This is a genomic window from Paenibacillus sp. GbtcB18 (genome assembly GCF_019091125.1).
GTDB lineage: Bacteria > Bacillota > Bacilli > Paenibacillales > NBRC-103111 > Paenibacillus_F > Paenibacillus_F chitinolyticus.
Window position 1 is genome coordinate 1 of record NZ_JAGXJX010000899.1, and the last position, 234, is coordinate 234.

The window sequence follows — 234 nt, forward strand, 5'->3', positions numbered from 1 at the left end:
TTTGTCTATGAGCTGGCAGGCCGCATCATAAACCTGCTACAGCCGAAGACCCGGATCGGTGTGGGCCACGGTTTGTATACAGCCGTACTGAACGGGCGTTAGTTTGCTGCCGGTCTTGTCGATAAACCCGAATCCGACGATCGCAATGCCCGGGTCGATTCCCAGAATACGCAAAAGAAGTTCTCTCCCATCCCCTGTATGCCCCAAGAAGCGAACATATGTATCGATTTCCAT

1 pseudogene is annotated in these 234 nt (G+C 52.6%); it reads right to left on the reverse strand.

What is annotated here, in order from left to right:
- Positions 1-39 precede the first annotated feature (39 nt).
- A pseudogene (locus tag KVT34_RS31240) lies at positions 40-174 on the reverse strand (crossover junction endodeoxyribonuclease RuvC); the annotation flags it as partial.
- Between the last annotated feature and the right edge of the window lie 60 nt (positions 175-234).